The organism is Enterobacter sp. SA197 (assembly GCF_054131575.1).
On the sequence record NZ_CP096393.1, the window covers coordinates 2525305 to 2545147 of the forward strand.

17 protein-coding genes are annotated in these 19843 nt (G+C 53.4%); 11 read left to right on the forward strand and 6 right to left on the reverse strand.

Annotation, left to right across the window (positions count from 1 at the left end; translation table 11 throughout):
• The first annotated feature begins 410 nt into the window (after nt 1–410).
• Genes eitA through M1D91_RS11860 form a run of 4 tightly spaced genes read left to right on the forward strand, consistent with a single transcriptional unit; the run spans nt 411 to nt 4459 of the window.
• Nucleotides 411–1409 (forward strand): siderophore ABC transporter substrate-binding protein EitA, encoded by a 999-nt coding sequence (eitA, locus tag M1D91_RS11845; protein ID WP_437433923.1) that lies wholly within the window; start codon nt 411–413, stop codon nt 1407–1409.
• Complete coding sequence (locus M1D91_RS11850) at nt 1409–2449, forward strand: FecCD family ABC transporter permease (protein WP_437433922.1); 1041 nt, start codon at nt 1409–1411, stop codon at nt 2447–2449. Before eitA ends, M1D91_RS11850 begins: the two co-directional genes overlap by 1 nt.
• Nucleotides 2446–3207, forward strand: a complete 762-nt coding sequence (gene eitC / locus M1D91_RS11855; RefSeq protein ID WP_437433921.1) for a siderophore ABC transporter ATP-binding protein EitC — start codon at nt 2446–2448, stop codon at nt 3205–3207. The genes M1D91_RS11850 and eitC overlap by 4 nt, the downstream gene beginning before the upstream one ends.
• Before the next feature lie 13 nt (nt 3208–3220).
• Nucleotides 3221–4459, forward strand: a complete 1239-nt coding sequence (locus tag M1D91_RS11860) for an MDR family MFS transporter (protein WP_437433920.1) — start codon at nt 3221–3223, stop codon at nt 4457–4459.
• Nucleotides 4460–4463: 4 nt separating this feature from the next.
• Here M1D91_RS11860 and M1D91_RS11865 read toward each other — a convergent pair whose 3' ends face one another.
• Nucleotides 4464–4745 (reverse strand): VF530 family protein, encoded by a 282-nt coding sequence (locus M1D91_RS11865; protein ID WP_437433919.1) that lies wholly within the window; start codon nt 4743–4745, stop codon nt 4464–4466.
• 104 nt (nt 4746–4849) lie between these two features.
• Nucleotides 4850–5761, reverse strand: coding sequence for a LysR family transcriptional regulator (locus tag M1D91_RS11870; RefSeq protein WP_437433918.1), 912 nt, complete (start codon nt 5759–5761; stop codon nt 4850–4852).
• Between the two features lie 131 nt (nt 5762–5892).
• Between M1D91_RS11870 and M1D91_RS11875 the strand changes: the two genes are divergently transcribed.
• Together M1D91_RS11875 and M1D91_RS11880 are read left to right on the forward strand one after the other, a co-directional pair.
• The gene (locus tag M1D91_RS11875) at nt 5893–7314 is read left to right on the forward strand and encodes an MFS transporter (protein ID WP_437433917.1); all 1422 of its coding nucleotides are present in this window, start codon (nt 5893–5895) and stop codon (nt 7312–7314) included.
• 22 nt (nt 7315–7336) lie between these two features.
• Nucleotides 7337–7759 carry a GNAT family N-acetyltransferase gene (locus M1D91_RS11880; RefSeq protein ID WP_437433916.1) on the forward strand — a complete coding sequence of 141 codons (423 nt, stop codon included), beginning with the start codon at nt 7337–7339 and terminating at the stop codon, nt 7757–7759.
• 35 nt (nt 7760–7794) lie between these two features.
• On the opposite strand, the gene M1D91_RS11885 is transcribed toward M1D91_RS11880, so the two are convergent.
• Nucleotides 7795–9348 (reverse strand): diguanylate cyclase, encoded by a 1554-nt coding sequence (locus M1D91_RS11885; protein ID WP_437433915.1) that lies wholly within the window; start codon nt 9346–9348, stop codon nt 7795–7797.
• 310 nt (nt 9349–9658) lie between these two features.
• Nucleotides 9659–10876: a diguanylate phosphodiesterase gene (locus tag M1D91_RS11890; protein ID WP_437433914.1), complete on the reverse strand. Its 1218-nt coding sequence runs from the start codon at nt 10874–10876 to the stop codon at nt 9659–9661.
• A gap of 600 nt (nt 10877–11476) precedes the next feature.
• Here M1D91_RS11890 and M1D91_RS11895 point away from each other — a divergent pair.
• From M1D91_RS11895 to M1D91_RS11910, 4 genes are all read left to right on the forward strand, one after another.
• Nucleotides 11477–13015 carry a methyl-accepting chemotaxis protein gene (locus M1D91_RS11895; protein ID WP_437433913.1) on the forward strand — a complete coding sequence of 513 codons (1539 nt, stop codon included), beginning with the start codon at nt 11477–11479 and terminating at the stop codon, nt 13013–13015.
• A gap of 208 nt (nt 13016–13223) precedes the next feature.
• Nucleotides 13224–13358 carry a stationary-phase-induced ribosome-associated protein gene (gene sra, locus M1D91_RS11900; RefSeq protein WP_437433912.1) on the forward strand — a complete coding sequence of 45 codons (135 nt, stop codon included), beginning with the start codon at nt 13224–13226 and terminating at the stop codon, nt 13356–13358.
• Between the two features lie 174 nt (nt 13359–13532).
• The gene (locus tag M1D91_RS11905; RefSeq protein WP_437433911.1) at nt 13533–15230 is read left to right on the forward strand and encodes an NAD-dependent malic enzyme; all 1698 of its coding nucleotides are present in this window, start codon (nt 13533–13535) and stop codon (nt 15228–15230) included.
• 323 nt (nt 15231–15553) lie between these two features.
• Entirely contained in the window at nt 15554–17269 is a 1716-nt protein-coding gene (locus tag M1D91_RS11910) for an ABC-F family ATP-binding cassette domain-containing protein (protein ID WP_437433910.1), read from the forward strand.
• A gap of 43 nt (nt 17270–17312) precedes the next feature.
• On the opposite strand, the gene M1D91_RS11915 is transcribed toward M1D91_RS11910, so the two are convergent.
• Entirely contained in the window at nt 17313–17915 is a 603-nt protein-coding gene (locus tag M1D91_RS11915; RefSeq protein WP_437433909.1) for an inorganic diphosphatase, read from the reverse strand.
• Nucleotides 17916–18038: 123 nt separating this feature from the next.
• Between M1D91_RS11915 and M1D91_RS11920 the strand changes: the two genes are divergently transcribed.
• Nucleotides 18039–18476, forward strand: a complete 438-nt coding sequence (locus M1D91_RS11920) for a VOC family protein (RefSeq protein WP_437433908.1) — start codon at nt 18039–18041, stop codon at nt 18474–18476.
• A 41-nt stretch (nt 18477–18517) separates the two neighbouring features.
• On the opposite strand, the gene araJ is transcribed toward M1D91_RS11920, so the two are convergent.
• Nucleotides 18518–19693 carry an MFS transporter AraJ gene (gene araJ, locus M1D91_RS11925; RefSeq protein WP_437433907.1) on the reverse strand — a complete coding sequence of 392 codons (1176 nt, stop codon included), beginning with the start codon at nt 19691–19693 and terminating at the stop codon, nt 18518–18520.
• Between the last annotated feature and the right edge of the window lie 150 nt (nt 19694–19843).

The window sequence follows — 19843 nt, forward strand, 5'->3', positions numbered from 1 at the left end:
CTCCATTTTGTCTCTCACTCTTAAGGCGGCTTCGTTATCTTTACCTACAATGCCCCTCAACACACTAAGCAGACTCCAGCGCGCGTTCACACCTTTGGAGAATTCATGTCACCTTTCAGCATGATTTTCGCGTGAATCCTTTAGCGGGACGTTGTCGCGTGGTCTGATATTAACCGCGTGAGTAATCATTGGTTTCGCATTAACAACAGAAACGGTTTTCTGTAGCCTGCGTAAAACGCTGTTTACCAATATCACCCGTCTAACTATTTAATTACAGCGCGTTAGATCTTCGTTTGACACGCTTTGTTCCGCATTGTATAAAACCGCGCCCAAGGTATTAATTATCATTTACATTTAAGTTAAGCCCGGATACAGGGTCGCCACTACCATTCAATGAAGGATAGCGTTCCATGAAAAAGGTCATCAGTGCGTTAGGTATGATATTCGCTTCGGTCAGTCCCGCTTTTGCGACGACTTACCCTGTTACTATTGAGAACTGTGGCTATCAGGAAACCTTTACTAAGGCACCGGAACGTGTGGTGGCTCTGGGGCAAAACACCGTGGAGATTTTATTACTGCTCGGGCTTGAGGACCACGTGGTTGCCAGCGCGTTCTGGCCGACAAAAGTCCTTCCTTCACTGGCCAAACAAAACGAAAAAGTTAAAACGCTGACCGTTGAAATCCCGACCCTTGAAGCCGTTCTATCCCAAAATCCCGATTTTGTTCCTGCCCAGTTACCGCTGTTACTGGGGCCTGAAAGTAAGGTTGCTAAACGCGAAGATCTCGCGACTGTTGGCGTAAACAGCTACATGTCTCCGGGAATGTGTGCCACGAAAAAAGCGACCGGCGACATGTACGGCAGCCGCCAGAAACTGTGGGATATGACCTTCCTCTATAAAGAAATCGCTGATTTTTCAACTATTTTTAATGTAGAAGATCGTGGCCGTGCGCTGGTTGAAGATTTTAAACAACGCGAAAACGCCCTGCGCACGGAATTTGGCAAGCATAAAAAAGATCTCTCCTTTGTGTTCTGGTTCTCCAGTTCATCGCCCTCCTCTGACGCCTACGTTGGAGGTAAAAACAGCGCCTCCGGCTTTATTGCCAATGTATTGGGTGGGCATAACGCCATCACCTCTGAAACTGAATGGCCAACCGTGGGCTGGGAAAGCATCATCGCCGCAAACCCGGACGTCATTGTGGTGTCCAGCCTTGACCGTAATCGTTGGGCACTGGATAACGCAGAAGAAAAAATCAAATTCCTGAAAAGCGATCCTGCAGTCAGCCAGCTTGATGCGGTCAAAAAAGGCCACATTGTGGTGATGGATGGTCAGGCAATGAACCCAACCATTCGCACCATTTATGGCGCAGAACAAATTGCTGAACAGCTCAGAAAAATGGGGCTTAACTGATGGTTCAGGCGGTAAAACAGGCCCGGCAGGGCCTGCTACTCAGCATCTCCTCCGTGCTGGCGCTGGTCTTGTTACTGCTGGTTATCGCCGTGGGTGTCAGCGTTGGCGAACTCTCTATTCCACTTGGCAGCGTGATCAGCGCAGTTACCAATCGCCTTGGTTTTACCGATGTGCCCCTCAATCGAATCTATGAAAGCGTTATCTGGGACTTTCGTTTAAGCCGTGCGCTGGTCGCGGCCTGTTGTGGCGCAGGACTGGCTATCTGTGGCGCGGTACTGCAGAGCTTATTAAAGAACGCACTGGCGGAACCTTATGTTCTTGGGGTGTCGGCCGGAGCCTCAACCGGTGCGGTGTCCGTCGTAGTATTAGGGATAGGAACCGGCGCGGTCTCTCTCTCTGCGGGCGCGTTTGCCGGTGCGTTTACTGCCTTCGCCTTTGTGGCGTTACTGACCAACGGCGCACGTGGCGGTAATGAACGGACCATTCTGGCAGGTGTGGCCGCTTCACAGCTCTTTAACGCCATCACCGCCTATACCATCAGTACGTCAGCCAGTGCGCAGCAGGCACGAGATGTCATGTTCTGGCTGCTGGGCAGCTTTAGCGGCGTGCGCTGGCCGGAATTTCAACTGGCACTGATAGTTATCCTGCTTGGTCTGGCGGTCTGTCTCTACTACTCTCGTGCGCTGGATGCTTTCACCTTCGGGGATGATGCCGCTGCTTCGCTCGGTATCAATGTCTCCTGGGTACGCCTGATCCTCTTTACCGCAACTGCACTGATGACGGCCACCATTGTCAGCATGGCGGGTTCCATTGGTTTTGTCGGTCTGGTCGTGCCGCATATGATGCGCTTCTTTTTCGGCCCGCTTCACCGCACTTTACTGATTGCCAGCGCGCTGGCAGGCGCCATCCTGATGGTGCTGGCTGATATAGCCTCACGCTTGTTGATCGCGCCACAAAGCCTGCCGGTTGGCGTGGTTACCGGCCTGGTCGGCGTACCGTTTTTTGCCGTTATTATCTATCGCTCAAGGAACAGGTCATGAGCATTGCTGCTGAAAATATTAGCTGGAAGGTAGGTAAAAAGGTCATTGTAAACAATGTCTCGCTTACCGTATTACCTGGGCAAACGGTGGGATTGCTGGGGCCGAATGGTTCAGGAAAATCCTCATTACTGCGTGTGCTCGCCGGTTTGCGCCGCCCTCATGCTGGCACGGTTACGCTTGATGGCAATAACATTGCTCGCCTGCCTAAAAAACAGCTTGCACGGCGGGTAGCGTTCGTCGAACAGCACGGCATGACCGAATCAAACATGCGCGTCAGGGATGTGGTTAAACTGGGGCGAATTCCCCACCACACCGCCTTTTCCGGCTGGAGTAAGGAGGATGACGAGAGGGTAAATGCGGCGCTTATGCGGGTGGATATGCTTGATAAAAGCGATCAGGGCTGGCTGAGTTTATCGGGTGGCGAGCGCCAGCGTGTGCATATCGCCAGAGCACTGGCGCAGGCGCCGAGTGAGATCCTGCTGGATGAACCGACTAACCACCTGGACATTCACCATCAAATGCAGTTGATGAAACTCATCAGCGATCTGCCGGTGACCAGCATTGTGGCCATTCATGACCTGAATCATGCCTCTATGTTCTGTGACGCATTAATTGTGATGCAACAGGGCCAGGTGGTTGCGAGTGGTTCACCGCAAACGCTCCTCACCGAAGAGCTGTTGTGGGAGGTCTTCAGGGTAAAAACCCGCATTGAAACCTCGGCATTTCATGGCAAGAAACACATCCATTACTTAATCTGAAAAGACGAGCGGTATGCCTTTTCCTCGCCCTGCTTCCCGACTCTGGCTTCCCGTTTTACCCGGCAGCCAGTTTGTTTTCAACATCGGCTTCTATGCTGTTGTCCCCTTCCTGGCGATCTTCCTTCGCGATGACATGTTGCTGTCTGGGGGGATGATTGGTCTGATTCTTGGGCTGCGTACCTTTTCGCAGCAGGGAATGTTTATTCTCGGTGGCGCGCTCTCCGATCGCTTCGGTGCCCGCACTGTCATCCTTTGCGGCTGTGTTGTCCGGGTAGTGGGTTACCTTTTACTGGCGCTGAGTGAAAGCGTTGCGCCGGTTATTCTCGGTGCCTGTCTGACGGGCATTGGCGGCGCCCTTTTCTCTCCATCGATTGAAGCGTTACTGGCGAAGGCGGGAACAGAGAGTGAGAGTCAGGGAAAACGCAGCCGTGCGGAATGGTTTGCACTTTTTGCCGTCTGTGGCGAACTGGGTGCCGTACTCGGCCCGGTGGCCGGTGCGCTGCTGGCAGGACTGGGATTCCGGCAGGTGGCCATCGCAGGGGCGGTGGTTTTTGTGATTGCACTGGTTGTGCTGCACTTTTGTCTCCCAGCCGACAGACGCTCTGTACAAGCGTTACAGATCACGCCCTGGTGGAGAACCTTCCGCCAGCCACGCTTTGTCGCCTTCATTGTTGCCTATAGCTCATGGTTGTTGAGCTATAACCAGCTTTATCTTGCCTTGCCGGTTGAGATAGCACGGGCCCGGGGGAGTGAGAAAGATCTCGGCCCGTTATTTATGCTGGCATCGCTGCTGATTATTCTTTTACAACTGCCGCTGGCCCGCTTCGCGCGGCGTATTGGAGCACGTCATATTCTGCCGGCAGGCTTCCTGCTTCTGTCTGCGGCCTTTCTGAGCATTGCCCTTTTTGCCGCTACTCCGCCGCCAGATTCCTGGCATCGCCTGTTACCTGCGGCGAGTTTTGTTACCCTGCTGACGCTGGGGCAAATGTTACTGGTGCCGGCGGCAAAAGATTTGGTGCCGTCTTTTGCCACGCCTTCAACGCTTGGTGCCCACTATGGTGCGCTGGCAACGGCGGGCGGCATTGCCGTTCTGGCAGGCAATTTACTGCTGGGCGATATGCTTGATAACGCATTAACCCCCTCGACGAAGGCCATGCTCCCCTGGTTGCAGTTAGCCCTTTTCCCACTGTTAAGCGCCATCGCAATGTGCTTTATTTGCCGCCCTTTGCGCTCAACCTCTAAAGATAAGTAAGAGGTTAAGACTTACCCTGCCAGTTGCCCCACGGGTTTTCCGCTTCGGCTTCAGGTGACGCAGCTGGCGTGTTATCACGCAGAGAAGCAATATAAAGCGCTTCAACTTCACGGCGTGCCCAGGGGGTACGGCGTAAAAACTTCAGGCTGGACTTAATGCCAGGGTCTGTTTTGAAGCAGTTTATATTGATGCGCTTCGCCAGCTCAGCCCAGCCATACCGGCTGACCAGCGCGTTAAGTAATGCTTCCAGCGTAACGCCGTGTAAGGGATCTTTATCGGCATGCATACAGCGGTTTCCAGTGAATCGTGAGAGATGGCGGACACCATACTGGCTAAGCGGAGGATGTGCAATAAATGCAGCATGTCGCCATTGCGCTAATTTGCCTGCCGTTAATCGGGCACTAACCGGCGACAGAGATCGCGCATAAATTGTCGTAACCAGCGATGCGTCGGATCGACTTCCGAGCGCGGGTGCCACATTTGCGAGACGGTGATACCTGGCGTCTTCACCGGCAGCTCAAACGTGAACAACGCTTCCGGCGCGGCCGCGTTTATCAGAAATGAGGCCGGAACCAGCGCGATGAGATCGGTACTGCGGGCCACCGCCAGCGCCGCCGGAAAACCCGGGACAATAGCCGCAATTTTGCGCCCTGAACCGAGTTGCGCCAGCCCCTCATCAACCGGCCCCAAAAACAGACCGCGACGGGACGTCACTACGTGCGGCCAGTGGACAAATTGTGACACCGTCACCTTTTGTGTATCCGCCAGTGGATGCGAACGACGTACTACGCCTACAAATCTGTCCCTGAACAGCGCCTGAATGCGGATCTCCGGCCCCATTTCGCCCTGCACACCGATTTCCAGATCGACCAGCCCTTCCCGTAAGGGTCTGGCGCTTTTTTCAGGTTTCGCAGCGAAGCGCAGCGTCACACCAGGGGCGATGGCGGCCATTTCCGCAATCAACGTCGGCCCAAAAGCCTCAACAAAGCCCTCGTTGGCACGCAGGGTAAACCGTTGCTCAAGTGTTGCGATATTCAGCTCAGGGGCGGTCGGGCGCAGCACCATCTTTGCTTCAAAAACGGCACGCTGAGTCCGCTCACGAATGGCCTCAGCATAAGGCGTCAGCACCATATTTCGCCCTGCCCTTACCAGTAACGGATCGCCGGTGGTTTCACGTAGTCGACTCAGGGTACGGCTCATGGCTGACGCGCTAAGCTGTAACCGCCGGGCGGCTCCCGCGACGCTCTGTTCAGCCAGCAGTGCATTAAGCGCGAAAAGCAAATTAAGATCAGGTTCAGTCATTGTTGGCACGTCCGGATGGCGTATCGGTCAGATATGGCGTTTGATGCAGGTTATATCTGCAACTGCTGCGTCTTCCGCCTTATATTACCCGACAGTATAGTGACCTCAAATGCATTAACGCAGAGGTTGCAATGGAATTATTTACCGACAAACCTGGTGATGAGGGGCTGCCCGGTCGCGAACGCTGCCTGGCAATGTTTACCGTCATGATCTGCACAACCATGGCCGTGTTTGACGGCGCGATGGTCAATATTGCCTTGCCGCGCATTGCCGGTGAGCTTCAGGTTGGCGCGGGCGAGGCGGTATGGATCGTCAACGGTTATCTCCTCACCACCGCCATGACGCTGGCGATATTCTCCGCCCTTGCCGTCAGAACGGGATTCCGGTTGTTATTTTCTGCCGGCGTCACGCTCTTTACCCTGGCGTCGCTGGGGTGCGCCCTGTCTGGTTCGCTGGAGATGCTGGTCGTCATGCGGTTGTTACAGGGGATTGGCGGTGCGGCGACCCTCAGTATCGCGCCCGCTATCCTGCGGTCGATTTTCCCCAACCGGCTGCTGGGCCGGATCCTGGGGGTTAACGCCTTACTGATTGCCACCAGTACCGCGCTGGCCCCCGTCCTCGGCGGTGCCATGCTCAGCGCAGTGGGCTGGCCGTGGTTGTTCGCTATTAACATCCCGCCTGGCGTGATTGCTCTGCTCCTTGCCCTTCGCACTCTGCCCGATAAACGCACTCTCGCCCCCGGCCCTTTTGACGTGGCCGGGGCTCTCTGGTCGGCGACCATGCTGGGGGCGGTGATCATGGCCTCGACGGCCTTTTCTGACGCCGGCACGCAGAGTGCGCATTCGCTGATCACCGCCAGTATCTATGGATGCATCGCGCTTACGGCTGGCGTACTCTTTGTACGCCGCCAGCAGCACGCGCCTCAACCGCTCTTGCCGTTGACCTTATTTTCCTCAGCACGCTTTTCACTGGCGGCATTAACGTCGCTGGCTTCGTTTATCAGCCAGGGAATGACCTTTGTGGCTCTTCCTTTTCTGTTCCAGAGCGTCTACGGGTACAGTACGTTTACCTCCGCCCTGCTTTTTACCGCCTGGCCCGTTGGCATCATCCTTGCGGCTCCACGTGCCGGACGTCTTGCCGACCAACATTCACCGGCGCTGATTTCAACCATCGGGCTGGTCATTTTTACTGGCGGGTTGATACTGCTTGCACTCCTGCCAGATTGGGCATCGTGGTGGGACATCAGCCTGCGCGCACTGATTTGTGGTATCGGATTCGGCACATTCCAAAGCCCGAATAATCGTGAGATGCTGGCCAGTGCATCCCGTGAGCACAGCAGTTACGCGTCCGGGGTGCTGGCGATTATGCGAACCTTCGGTCAGTGCCTGGGTGCCGCACTGGTTGGCGTTATCTTCTCCGTCTATGCAGGCTCAGGTCTTTTCGCCGGGCAGGAGCAGGCAGTAAAGCTAACGCTCTGGCTGTCTGCGGCAGCCACGCTAATGTCGATAATTTTCAGTATAGGGCGCCTCAAAAGCGCCAGAGAGTCTGGATAACTGTCAAATCAGGGAGTGTGTGATGTATTTACGTGTGACCACTGAGATAACCGAGCACGAACAGGAAGCATTACTGGACGGTCTGCGGGCTTATAATACCCCTTTTCTCACTAAGCATAACCGGGGCGAGCTGGGCGTCTTTTGCTATGACGGTGAGGAAAAAATGACCGGCGGCTTGATAGCCAGCTGCAAAAGCGAATGGCTTTGCATCAGCTATTTATGGGTGAGCGACACGCTTCGTGGTTCAGGACTGGGAAGTGAGTTGATGCGGCGGGCTGAAAATGAAGCCGCGAAAATGGGCTGCGTGAAGGCGCTGGTTGATACGTTCAGCTTTCAGGCCCTGCCGTTTTATCAAAAACAGGGCTATCTCCTGCAAATGACCCTTGATGATTTTCCTGAAAAAGGCATTCAGCGCCACTATCTCACCAAAACGCTGGTTGAATAAGCACCGCCCTCTGCCTTCGTGCAGAGGGCGTCTGGTCATTCAGGCTCTGCCGCTGCCCGATCCCTGCCCTGTATTTTCGCCAGATACATTGCCCTGTCTGCCCCCTCTTTCAGCCGATTCGCCTCTTCATCTGCGCCAGACCCAATCAGTGAGAAACAGCCTGCGCTGATGGTCACCACTTTTTGATCCGAACCCGATTCAGCATGAGGGATTTTCGCCATTCGTACCGCCGTCACCGCCTGGCGGGCGACAAACAGCGCCGCCTCAGGACCGGTGTCCGGGAGGATAATCGCAAACTCTTCACCGCCATAACGGGCAATCAAATCAGAACTCCTTAGTTTCAGTTTCTGAATGATCTCGCCCACCATGCGCAGGCAGTTGTCTCCGGCAACGTGACCGTAGAAATCGTTATAGCGTTTGAAATAATCAATATCCAGCATCACCAGCGATACGGGCCTTTTATTCAGTGCCGAGGACTTGAGACTTTGCGCGAGGAAGAGATCAAACTGTCGGCGGTTCGCAAGGCCGGTAAGACCATCGGCGAGCGCCATGAGCTGCAATGTGTGATTAATACTGGTCAGCTCATCCCGCAGCGCGGCGAGCTCCGTCTGATTTTTCACATTCATTCGCACCTGACGGAAAACAATGGTGCCCATCAATAGCGTCCCCAGCAGCAGCATGGCGTTGAGCACAATATCCGGCAAGCTATCTTTCAGCCAGTGAGACCAGAGCGCAGGTTTGTCGTAACCGGCTGCGACCACCAGCGGGTAACGTTCAAGCCGCGCGAAGCCAAAGATGCGCTCAACATGATCCAGTGCAGAGACCCAGGTCGCGTTTCCCCTGTCCTTTTGCGCCAGTTCGCGGGTGAACAGTGGGCTCGCCGAGAGGTTTTTATTAATGACATCATCCGGGAAAGGACGGACGTATAACGCTGTGCCATCAGTTATCATCAGCGCCAGCAAATCACGGTTTTCGAGTTCGAAGTAACTGTAAAAATGCCGGAAATAATCTATTCGTATTGTTGCCAGTACCACCCCTGCAAATCCGCCTGCGGCATCGCTAATACGCATCGATACCGGAATCACCAGCTCCCCTGTCGTACGGCTGCTGATAACCTGGCTGATGTGAACATTATTATGGCCGTTACGTTGGTGATAGCGAAAATATTCTCTGTCGCTATTATTGGTTATCTGCGGAAATTTACCGAAGGCGGTGGCTTTCATGTTCCCCTGGGCATCATAAATAAAGAGACCATGAAGCTGTGGAAGACGCTCCTTCAGGTCGGTCAGGAAACTATCGAAACGGGTAGAATCAATGGCTGAAACCCCCTCTGCCGGAATGGTGCGGCGAATATCCCGCAGTGCAAGCTCCGCCTGCAGAAAGGTGTCTTCTGCCTGCCGCGCCTGGGAAACAGAAAGGTTAATGGCGCTACGCTCGGTATCCTCTATTGCCCGCTCCCATGAGCGCGTTAATGTCCAGCTACTGGTCGCAACGCCTGCCAGCAGCAGGGCAATCATAAAGAAGGTGATGCTACGACCCAGGGAAGAATCCAGCGCCAGCGCGCCCGATATCATTTTATTAATTCTCATAGTGACTCCCTCCTGTAAACTCCCTGTACACCACGTCATGCATGAAAATAGGATGATTTTTAGACAAGATTAATTTCGTGGCGGCTAAAGTATGATGGCAAATATCGTTTTCTGCGAAATATTGACTTTCTTTAAGTTAAATATCGCATGAAAAAGAGCGTAAACTACAACCCTAAGGTCTTTCTCATCACATGCCTGCTTCTGGATAAGTTAATCCTCAAGCTCGTGAATTCATCGCGATGAAATAACCCTGATGTAGCTCAGGAAGCCTGATGAGTGGAGAATAACGCGCTATTCTCCGGGTGATAGATTAACGGGAAATACGTTGCGGCCAGCAGATATCAGAAACCCCATTCAGCACCGGACGGGCAAATAAAAAGCCCTGGAAACGCTGAATACCGGCCGCTTCGAGCCAGCTCCACTCTTCAACTTTCTCAACGCCTTCGGCCACAACCGCAATTTGCATTTCAGCGCAGCAGTCAATAATTGCTTTTACAATTGCCTGCTTGGGACCGTGCTGATGAATATCCGTAACGATACTGCGATCGATTTTAAGTTTGTCCGGCTGAAACTTTGCCAGCAGGGAGAGACCGGCAAAACCCGATCCAAAATCATCAATAGCAAGGCCGATACCTGCCGCACGTAGCTGACGGATAGCGGAGGTAAACTCATCATAGCCGGAGATCACTTCGTCTTCCGTTACCTCCACAATCACCTGTTCGGGATCGAGTTTATTGCGGGTAATGTGATCGAGCAGAATGTTGACCGCACCGGGAATTTTCACCAGTGACATCGGCAGCAGGTTAATCGCAATTTTATGATTGCCAATACCCAACTGGCGGGCCATAGCCAGTGCCCAGCCTTTAGAGGCCAGATCGGCTTCATGCAGTTTATGCCCTGGGATCGTGGCAAAATACTCCTGCGGGCTGCCGCCGTTAGGCCCACGGATCAAAGCTTCCAGTGAAGATATATTACCGCGTAGCGTTTCAATAATTGGCTGGAAGGCAAACTGGCAAGGTTGATTCGCCAGTACCGGTACACTCATGTTTTCGAAGGGGGAGACCCGGGTATCCAGACGCCAGCGCGCAGGCGTAACATTTTTGACCAGCGATTTTGGCAGCGGCGCAGAGACGAAATTTCGAATGAATTTATAGACCCTGTCGTTACAGGCAAGATGATATTTTAACGTGCCGAACCGTAGAATTGACCGCAGCACGACGCTGGGTTTGTTCGTGCGTAAGTCAAATAACACCAGACCGTGATTCAGAAAACGGCGTTTAGGCGCAAAGTCGCGCATCAGTTCGACAATATCTGCATGGCGTTCATCGCCGCGGATGCGGTCATACACGGCATTCACCGCAGATACGGGGCCTTCGAGCACCTGCAGGAACTGATTACCGTCGAACAGCAGCACGCCTGTAACATTAAGCCCGGTGTTTCGAACACTCGCCCGCAGGGCAAGTTCGGACAATTGTGAAGGATCCAACGCATAGTGGAGCCGGCTACGGTAGATCAAAGTCGCTAACACTGGATACTTCCCTCAAAAAAAGTCTACACACAAAGAGTCTGACTGGGCGCTGTTACAGTAATGTAGCAAGAGAGGAGCTAATCCCGTTCACCGATTAGGGCCTTTATTCCGCACGTACTCTTCAGGTTGTTTGTCTCACCTTATCGGACGGGCAGGCAGGATAGTTTACCCACACATCAACCTTAGTTTAGCTACACTTTATTACCAATAGATTTTCTGTCAAAAGGATTGTGGCGGATTATGTCAAAATTTTGAATCACGCGTGGATATATTAGCCTGGTATGTTAATTTTTTTAGGCTATAACGGATTATCTGGCTTTGTGCATCGGGATTACACTTTTAATTTGCATTAAGTGTTTAGAATTTACCACCAGCTATTTTTTGGATGTTTTTTCCATTGCAAAAACATAACAATATTTAAATAAACCAGAGTAAGCCTCGCTAAAAAAATATTTATCCTTACTACTTTCAGTTGTCACAGCATTGATAGAAAATACTGCCGAAAAAAAATTCCAACTGACTGGTAAATAAAAATGCCATTACTGGCAGGAACTTTCCTGTTTATTGCACGATTGCACGCAGTTCATTATGGGGTTATTCATGAAGCGTAACACTCCCGTTACACAGAAAGAGCTTTTGCTTAACGAAGGCACGACGTTATTATCCACAACAAACACACACAGCCATATTACCTATGCGAATAACGCTTTTATTGAAGCGAGTGGGTTCGCTGAAGACCAGCTGGTGGGCGAACCCCATCACATCATTCGTCACCCCGATATGCCTCCTGCCGCCTTTGCAGACCTATGGTTCACCATCCAGCAGGGAGAGAGCTGGACCGGTATGGTTAAAAACCGCCGCCAGAATGGTGACCATTATTGGGTACGTGCCAATGTGACCCCCGTATATCAGCAGGGGAATTTAACCGGTTATATTTCGGTGCGTAATATTCCATCGCGACAGGAAATTAATGCCAGCGATGCGTTGTATAAAAAAGTTAATGAAAATAATTTGCGCGGTTTTCGTTTTTATAAAGGATTAGTCGTCAGACGTGGCCTGTTTTCATTTTTATCCCTTTTTCAGCGCATCAGCGTGCGTGCCCGGATGAATGCCGGCGTTATCGTTGCCGCGGCGGTAGTAATGGCCGCGCAGTTTCTTTCGCTGGCTGCGCCGGAGAAAGCCGGTCTTACGCTGCTTATGCTGGCCCTGCTCGCCTGTTACCTGCATATGCAGATAACCCGGCCCTTAAAAACCATTCTGGGGCAGATGCAGAACGTCGTTTCAGGGCGAAAATCAGACTACCACGCCTTTAACCGGGTCGATGAGATAGGCATGCTGCAACGGCTGGTAAACCAGTCTGGCCTGAATCTCAGTTCACTGGTCGGCGATGTCTCGGTTCAGATAACGGGTATTCGTAACATCAGCCAGCGCATTACGGAGGAAGGCGAATCGCTGCAAAAGCGCACCGAAGAGACCTCCGCAGATTTGCATCAGACCGCCGCGGCCGTGGAAGAGATTGCAAGCGCGGTGAGACAAACGGCGGAAACCGCAGCCGAAGCCATGAGTCGTGCCGACGAAACCAGCATCAATGCCACCAATAGCGGCAACGTCATGAAGCAAACCATTGCCATGATGCAGTCGGTATCTCAGGACAACAACAAAATTGTCGACATCATCGGTGTCATTGACAGCATCGCATTCCAGACCAACATCCTTGCCCTTAATGCGGCGGTGGAAGCCGCGCGCGCAGGCGAATCTGGCCGTGGCTTTGCCGTGGTTGCAGCCGAAGTGCGTAACCTGGCGCAGCACTCTGCTTCTGCCGCCAGGGAGATCCAGAGCCTGATTGAACAGAACGTGGCGAATGTAAAAAGCGGTGTCGAGATGGTGGAAAATACCGAAACGCATCTGACGGCGATGATCGACAATGTGCTGAATATGTCGACAATGATTAAAGAGATAGGCACGGCGACCCACGAGCAGACCCTTGCCCTTGAGCTAATCAACAAATCGGTATCCCGGATAGGCCGGATGACGCACAACAATACCGGCATGGTTGAAAACGTGACCGTCACCGCTGAAGATCTTTCAGAACGAGCCGCGCGCCTGCACCGCGCGGTGCATGTGTTTGGCGGAAGCTGATTATGGCCTGGCGGTAACCTCGTCTGATGACTGACCGCGCCGCCATTGTGCCGGACTGTTCCGAATTCGGCCTCTTGCGGTTGCACTGGTGTTACAGATAGCAGACGATGGATGTCGCGCGATGACTTGTACCGCGCCGAATGAGATGACACTCTCCTGCGTACCTCGCAGGCACCCCTTGAAACATGAACTGGATTAAGGAGCACCTATGAAGTCGAACCGTCAGGCACGTCATATTCTTGGAATGGATTACAAAGTCTCGAACATCAGGAAGATTGTGAACAAAGACGATAATGAAACCGTCGTCACCCACCGTTCTGGTCGTCAACGCCGCGAAGACTAAGAGTTTGCGTTTTCCTGCCACCCCGCCCGGGGTGGTATTTACTCCATAAAATTCATCTCCTAAATCCTGCACTCGTCAAGTATTTGGCATTTTGATGCTTTATACTGGCGCGCGCTGCAGTACACCGACGCGGCCACGCCATCGCGACGGGTTCAATGAATCAGGAGTTGTTAGATGTATTCGAAGCATAATAAAAATCGTTCTTTGTATATTCCTTATGCAGGGCCACTATTACTTGAATTCCCGCTCCTCAATAAAGGCAGCGCCTTTAGCGTCGAAGAGAGAAGCAACTTCAATCTGCTGGGATTATTGCCGGAAGTGGTGGAAACCATTGAAGAGCAGGCAGAACGTGCCTGGCTGCAATACCAGGGATTTAAAACCGACATTGATAAGCACATTTACCTGCGCAATATTCAGGATACCAACGAAACCCTTTTCTACCGCCTTGTGGAAAATCACCTCGATGAGATGATGCCGGTGATTTATACCCCAACCGTTGGCTGGGCATGTGAACGCTTTTCTGAAATATACCGCCGCGCGCGCGGTGTCTTTATCTCCTGGAATAATCGCGGCAGCATGGATGACATCCTGCAAAATGTGCCGAACCATAACATCAAAGTCATTGTCGTCACCGACGGTGAACGTATCCTGGGTCTGGGCGATCAGGGCATTGGCGGCATGGGTATTCCTATCGGCAAGCTTTCGCTGTACACCTCCTGTGGCGGTATCAGCCCGGCGTACACCCTGCCGGTGGTGCTGGATGTCGGCACCAATAATCAACAGCTGATTAACGACCCGCTCTATATGGGCTCACGCCACCCGCGTATTACCGGGGATGAGTACACCGCGTTTGTCGACGAATTTATTCAGGCCGTTACCCACCGCTGGCCGAACGTGTTGTTGCAGTTCGAAGATTTCGCGCAGAAAAATGCTATGCCACTGCTGGAACGTTATCGCGATCGCATTTGCTGCTTCAACGACGATATTCAGGGTACGGCGGCGGTGACGGTAGGGACGCTGATTGCGGCCAGCCGCGCGGCGGGTAGCCAGCTGAGCAGTCAGAAAATTGTCTTCCTCGGCGCGGGCTCTGCAGGCTGTGGTATTGCAGAACAGATTATCGCGCAGACCCAACGGGAAGGACTCAGTGAGACGCAGGCCCGCCAGAACGTCTATATGGTTGACCGTTTTGGCCTGCTGACCGACGAAATGCCGAACCTGTTGCCCTTCCAGAGCAAGCTGGTGCAAAAACGTGAACATCTGGAGCACTGGGATACCAGCGTGGGCTCCCTGTCGCTGCTGGATGTTGTGCGTAACGTGAAGCCGGATATTCTTATTGGCGTTTCCGGTCAGACGGGTCTCTTTACCGAAGAGATTATCCGTGAGATGCATAAGCACTGCCCGCGTCCTATTGTCATGCCGCTCTCCAACCCGACCTCACGTGTGGAGGCCACACCGCAGGACATCATTAGCTGGACTGAGGGTATGGCGCTGGTCGCGACCGGTAGTCCCTTTGCACCGGTGATGTGGAATGACAAAATCTATCCTATTGCGCAGTGTAACAACTCCTATATCTTCCCCGGTATCGGGCTGGGGGTTATCGCGTCAGGGGCTTCACGCATCACCGACGATATGCTGATGTCGGCCAGTGAAACCCTCGCTAAATACTCGCCGCTACTGAACAATGGTGAAGGGCTGGTCCTGCCGGAACTGAAAGACATCCACGTGGTGTCCCGTGCCATTGCTTTTGCCGTGGGCAAAGTGGCGCAGCAGCAGGGGCTCGCCGTGAAAACGTCTGAAGAGGCACTGTTGCAGGCCATCGACGATAACTTCTGGAAACCTGAGTATCGTAGTTACCGCCGCACGGCCATCTAATCGTCCCCCCGTGCCGGGTAAAGAGGTACTCTACCCGGCACGTTTTCTCTCCTGCCTTCTGATGTGGCAAAATCGCCTCTCCCACGCTACACTCCTTTTTCCCATCAACTAACTGAATAAAAGGAGGATAATTATGTCGTACTGTGAACGTTTTCTCGTTTCACATGCGTTTGGTGATCGCACCAGCTCAAGCGTTATCGGTCTCGTGCTGCGATAACTTTGGCTTGAGCGAAGCTAACTCCACTCCCTTCTCTCGGGCTTACCGGGTTATCGTCAGCGATGTTTGACGAGGCGTTATCACGCCTGTAACTCTTGAGTAAGCAATGAGCACATTACTGTCTGCACAATCATTACGTGTTGAAACGGCCTTTGGCCTCTTATTTTCCGATCTCACTTTTACCCTCAGGCAAGGCGATCGCCTTGGGCTGATTGGCGACAATGGCTGCGGAAAAAGTACGCTGTTAAAGGTGCTTGATGGCACCCTGTCTCCGGTTAACGGCTCGGTTTCTCTTGCCAGGCACTGTCTGCTGGCGCGGGTCGAGCAGCATCTGCCTGAATCTCTCCTCGCCCTGACCCTGCTGGACGCGGTCCTGGCGCAACTCCCTCAGGGCGAGCGGGAAACGCTTCGCTGGCGGGCTGAAGCCCTGTTGGCCAGCATGGGACTCAGCGAGCAGGAAATTACACTGCCTGCGGCAACCCTGAGCGGCGGGCAACATACCCGCTTACTGTTGGCGCGTGCGCTGATAACCGAGCCGGATTTGTTGCTACTCGATGAGCCCAGCAACCATCTCGACCTCCCCACACTGCTCTGGCTTGAGCATTTTCTGCAAGGCTGGCCCGGAAGTTTTGTTCTGGTCTCGCACGATCGCGTATTGCTGGACGCCGTGACGAACGGAAGCTGGATTTTGCGCGACCAGCGTCTGCACTACTTTGCCCTTCCCTGTTCCGCCGCCCGTCAGGCGCTGGATGAGCGGGATGCCAGTGATGCGCTGCGTCATAAAGCGGAGCAAAAGGAGATTGACAGAGTGACCAGCAGTGCAAAACGGCTGGCCAACTGGGGACGCGTGTATGACAACGAAGATTTGTCACGCAAAGCAAAGCAAATGGAAAAACAGGTTGAACGCCTCAAAGAGAGCCAGACGCAGCTGACAGCGGGAAGCGCCTGGCGACTCACGCTCCACGGCGAACCGCTTGTTGCCGACCGCTTACTGGAGATGGAAAACCTGCCGGTGTCTGCCGCGCCAGGACTGCCAGCACTCTTTACCGTTCCCCTTGCGCGGATAAAAACCGGCGAGAGGGTCGCGATAATCGGGCAGAATGGCTGTGGCAAATCCTCCTTGCTTCGCCATATCTGGCGGCAATGTTCAGCCAATCCCGGCGAGGCGACATTGAAGCTGCATCCGCGTTTGCACAGTGGGTACTACGACCAGACCCTCGAACAACTGTCGGATGAGGCAACGCTGCTGGAGGCACTGGAACCCTTTGCCCCCTCAGCGGAACTGCGCAAAATGACGCTTATCAGCGCGGGCTTTCCCTGGTCGCGGCACGGCCAGCGGGTGGCGTCCCTCAGCGGAGGCGAGCGTTCACGCCTGCTGTTTATCGGCTTGTCGCTGGCGCGGTACAACCTGCTGTTGCTGGACGAACCGACGAACCATCTCGACATGGCGGGCAAAGAGGCGCTGGCGCAAACGCTTTCCCAGTTCAGCGGTGGCGTGCTGCTGGTCAGCCATGACCGCGATCTGATTCGCACCAGTTGCAACCGCGTCTGGATGATTCATGGTGGTGAGTTTAGCGAGTGGCTGGATATGGACGCGGCTTACGCTTTGCTGCGCGAAACGCCCCGGTCCCTGCATGCGGCCTCGCCTGCTCCTGAAGCCTGCGTTAAACAGCAGGAGGATGCGCTGGCGTTACTCGAACGGCTTATTGCCCTTGAAACCTTGCTTCAGCAGGACCTGGCACGTAAAACGGCGCATCAAAAACCCGCCCTGCAGGCGCAATGGAAGCAGGAGATCGAGCGGATTACAGCAATACTGATGTAAGAGGTAACAGACAAAACAGGCGCCCTGGCGCCTGTTTTTTTGCTTATTGCTGCGGATGTTGCCCTTTCCAGGCCTCAAAGGCGGATTTGATCTCCTGCTTTGCGTTTGCCGCGTCGTTATAGCCATTCAGCTCAACTTTTTTACGGCCTTCCGGCAGGTCTTTGTAAACGCGGAAAAAGGCCTGCAGGCGCTCCTGCTCAATCTTCGGCAGGTCGGCTACCTCTTTGATGTCATCCCAGGTAGGGTCAACTTTGCTGACCGGAACGGCGATAATTTTGTCATCTTTTTCTCCGCCATCGATCATTTTCAGTACACCAATGGCGCGCAGTTTAATAAGCGTGCCGGGTGTTAGCGGGGCGCGGGTATAAAAAATGACATCCAGCGGGTCGCCATCACCGGCAAGGGACTGTGTCAGCGAGCCATAGTTGGCCGGATAGGCCACCGGCATCGACTGGAAGCGATCGGCAATAATAAAACCGGTTTTTGCGTCGGTTTCATATTTTATGATGCCGCCCGCCGGGATCTCAGTAACGGCATAGAACTCTTCCGGATTATTGTCAGGCTGAGGAAAGTCGAGGATATTGTCTGCCTGCACTGAAGCGGAAAGGAAAAGGCTGACAGCAAGGATTTTTTTAACCAGATGCATTGATGTTGGCTCTTTGTTATTGAAAAAAAAACAAAATAAGCGCTAATAGTGACGAATTCATGACAATAGCGGTGCATTTCAGTGACCTGCTGGCGCACTTCTTATCACCTGGCTGGAGAACATATGGCTACCTCATTGACCGGACTGGATGTTCTGTTTATCGCGGGCTTTGGTCCCATTCCCCGCGATGTGCAGGAGAGTAAACAGCTCTATCAGGGCGCGCTGGGTCTTCCTCTTACGGGAATGGAGGGCAATGAAGAGTATCTGGTGGTCGAACATGGCGCCCTGGATGGTGCAAAACATTTCGCACTCTGGCCTCTGCACCAGGCCGCAGAATCCTGTTTCGGTACTACCGAATGGCCGGCAGATATTCCGGTCCCCCAGAGCTGGATAGAGTTTGAAGTTCAGGATCTGGCGAGTGCGACCCGGGTGCTCAGGGACAGGGGCTACCGGTTACTGGTAGAGAATCGTCAGGAGCCCTGGGGTCAGAGCCTCACGCGGCTGCTGAGTCCGGAAGGGATGCTGGTAGGCTTAAGCATCACGCCCTGGATGAGAGACTGATATTTCAAACGCAGGCCGCAGTCACCCTGCGGCCTGAAACTTCAGGCCAGTGCGCGTCGTTCCGCATGGCTACGTTTTGCTACCGTACGTCCGTACATCAACAGTGACGACATGGCGGAAAACGACAGCAATGCCGCCGGTAACGTAACATAGTCCCAGCTCAGCCCGAGCGTAATCATCAGTCCACCGCTGTAGGCACCGAGCGCACTGCCAAGGTTAAAGGCAATCTGGCCACCAGCCGCCCCCATCAGCTCCCCGCCTTTCGCATTCTGTATGAGCAAAATTTGTAACGGTGCGGCAAGGGCAAACAGACCGGCACAACAGATAAAGCCCATCGACAGGGATGCCAGTTTGTTCTCACCCAGGGTAAACAGCAGGAGTAAGGAAAGCACGATCACAAGATCGGTGGTCGCAGCAATACGCAGCGGACTAAAGCGCCCCGACAGCCTGCCACTCATCAGATTGCCCAGTACCATACCAAGACCCATCAGCATCATGATGATGGTCATAAACAGCTCTGAGAAACCCGAAACGTTCAACATAAAGGGTTTGATGTAGCTAAACCAGGCAAACACCCCGGCATTGCCGAACAGGGTGGCAGAGAAAATGAGCCAGGGTTCAGGCTTTTTCAAAAAGCGAAACTGCTCAGACAGGCGCGCCTCTGATTTGTCATACAACGTTGGCACCCAGAGTATGACTGACAGGATAACCAGAACGTTAAAGACGGCAATAATAAAGAAGGTGTAGCGCCAGCTAAAGGTATGGCCTAACCAGGTTCCGAACGGCACGCCCGCCAGATTGGCGACCGTCATCCCCGCCACCATCCCGGCGACGGCCATTGTCACTTTCCCCGGCGGGGCTATCTTCGACAACAGGATGGTGCCGACGCCAAAAAATGCCCCATGAGGGAAACCGGAAACCAGTCTGCCGATGGCCAGCATGGTGTAAGAGGAAGAAAAGGTAAAAATCACGTTACCTACGGCACACATCGCCACCAGAAATAACAGAATACTTTTCAGCGAAAATTTTCCTGAAAAGAGCGCAATAATCGGTGCGCCAATGACAACGCCAAAGGCATAGAAGGCAATCATATTACCGGCGGAAGGAAGAGTGATGCTGACATCATTTGCCAGCTCGGTGAGCACACCCATGATGCCAAACTCCGCCATGCCAAGGCCAAACGTGCCGAGCGCCAGTGAAAAAATTGTTTTTTTCATCCCACAACCACATGTTTAAAAATTGCAGCGGGCATTATCAGCTATTCCTGAAGTGTGAACCAGATCAAATCTACTGCCTGCCCGCTTAGTCCATAAAATCGCAACAGATCGTGAATGTCCGGCGCTGTGTTACGCGAACTTCCTGACTCA